The sequence below is a fragment of the Parafrankia soli genome, from assembly GCF_001854695.1.
Taxonomy (GTDB): Bacteria; Actinomycetota; Actinomycetes; order Frankiales; family Frankiaceae; genus Parafrankia; species Parafrankia soli.
This window is the reverse complement of sequence record NZ_MAXA01000157.1, coordinates 1-1,656: the sequence shown is the minus strand read 5'-3', so window position 1 is coordinate 1,656 and position 1,656 is coordinate 1. Positions and strand designations below refer to the sequence as shown.

Genomic DNA, 1,656 nt, shown 5'->3' with positions numbered 1-1,656 from the left:
CCTCAGCGCGGTCTCCGCCCAGCACACCGCCAGGGACTTCATCGGCTTCCTCGCCGAGATCGACCGTCAGGTCGAGCCGAATCTGGCGATCCACCTGATCTGCGACAACCTCTCCGTGCACAAGGCACCAACGGTGCGCAGGTGGCTGGTGGAGCATCCGAGGTTCGCCCTGCACTTCACCCCCACCTACTCGTCCTGGCTGAACCAGGTAGAGCGGTGGTTCGCCGAGCTGCAACGCCGCTGCCTGGCCCGGGGCGTCTTCTGCTCCGTCGACGAGCTGACCCACGCCCTCGAAAAATGGATCAGTCACTGGAACGAGAACGCCAGGCCCTTCAAGTGGACCAGGACCGCCGACCAGATCATCGACGCGATCGGACACTACTGCGCGCGAATCTCCGGACCGGGACACTAGTCCTCGGAGACGGTGAAGACGGGCGGGAAGCCGTGTTGCTCCAGGCGGCGGTTGCGGAAGAAGCCGCTGGTGGCGAAGCCGAGGCCGATCCCCGAGAGCAGGAGGAACACGACGAGGGTGAGCCGCACGCTCACCTGGCCGGGCAGCAGCGCGAACACGATCGCGAACGGCACCATGAGCAGGAACGGGCGCAGCGCCTGGCGGACCCGCCAGCCCGGGCCGGTCAGGTCGTTCGAGACCCAGTCGTTGTAGCGGGGCGGGAGCGTCCCGCCGATCAGGTAGTGCAGCCGCCCCGCCAGCGGGGGAGTCTCCCGGTCGCGGGGCGGGGAGACCGCCCCGGCGCCGGCGGGCTCCGGCTCCGGGCCGCCGGGCCGGGCCTGGGCCGCGTCCCCGGCGGGTGGGGTCTCGGTTGCGGGGTGCTCTCCCTGGCCGTCCATCAGGCGCTCCGGAGGGGGCTGGTGCTTTCAGGTGTCAGGGGGGTCGGGTACGGACCACAGCCCTGATAGTGCGGCACTGGCATACTTGGATCATGGTTCGGTGGGTGATGGTGGGCGCGGGTGGAGTCTATGACCTCGGGTACCACGTCGTGTGGTGCTCGAAGTACCGCCGTCGCGTGCTTGCCGGGTCGGTCATCACGTTGGACGTCATGCCCGACCATGTGTACCTGTCCGTCAGGRCTCACTCGAAGCACTCCCTGTCGTATGTCGCCAACCAGCTCAAGGGTTTCTCCTCGTATGTGCTGCGTGCGGGGTTCGGGCACCTGCGGTCCGGGCTTCCCATCCTGTGGTCACGGTCGTATGTCGTGGCCGCTGTCGGTGTGGTGTCCGTGGACACGGTCCGTCGATATGTCGACACCCGGTACGAGCGGCCGTGGGGCACGGAGTACGCCTGGTGAGGCGGGCTTTCAAGTTCCTGCTCCGCCCGACCGCCCGGCAGGCCGCGGCGCTGAGTGTGATGCTCGGCGACCATCGGGCGCTGTACAACGCCGCGTTGCAGGAACGCCGCGACGCCTGGCGTCACCCGTCGAAGACCATGATCCGCTACGGCGACCAGTCCGCCCAGTTGAAGGAGATCCGCGCCTGTGATCCGGACCAGGGCCGCTGGTCGTTCTCCTCGCAGCAGGCCACCCTGCGCCGGCTCGACAAGGCAACGGTCAAGACGATCAGCCTGAGGCGGGAAGGCCGCCGCTGGTATGTGCTGTTGTCCTGCGACGACGTACCCGCTGAGCCCTTCCCGGCCACCGG

At 68.2% G+C, this 1,656-nt stretch carries 4 protein-coding genes; 3 read left to right on the top strand and 1 reads right to left on the bottom strand.

Features of this window, described 5'->3' with window-relative positions; genetic code table 11:
• Positions 1-412 (top strand): IS630 family transposase (locus BBK14_RS13465; protein ID WP_116430065.1); only part of this gene is annotated, 412 nt, incomplete at its 5' end.
• Here BBK14_RS13465 and BBK14_RS13460 read toward each other — a convergent pair.
• The gene (locus BBK14_RS13460) at positions 409-849 is read right to left on the bottom strand and encodes a DUF5313 family protein (RefSeq protein WP_071062467.1); all 441 of its coding nucleotides are present in this window, start codon (positions 847-849) and stop codon (positions 409-411) included. The two genes, BBK14_RS13465 and BBK14_RS13460, sit on opposite strands and share 4 nt — an antisense overlap.
• Positions 850-941: 92 nt before the next feature.
• Here BBK14_RS13460 and tnpA point away from each other — a divergent pair, with 92 nt between their 5' ends.
• Together tnpA and BBK14_RS13450 are read left to right on the top strand one after the other, a co-directional pair.
• Positions 942-1,307, top strand: a complete 366-nt coding sequence (gene tnpA, locus BBK14_RS13455) for an IS200/IS605 family transposase (protein ID WP_071062469.1) — start codon at positions 942-944, stop codon at positions 1,305-1,307.
• Positions 1,304-1,656, top strand: a 353-nt coding sequence (locus BBK14_RS13450) for a helix-turn-helix domain-containing protein (protein WP_157904260.1), incomplete at its 3' end; no start/stop codon positions are given. The genes tnpA and BBK14_RS13450, both read left to right, overlap by 4 nt.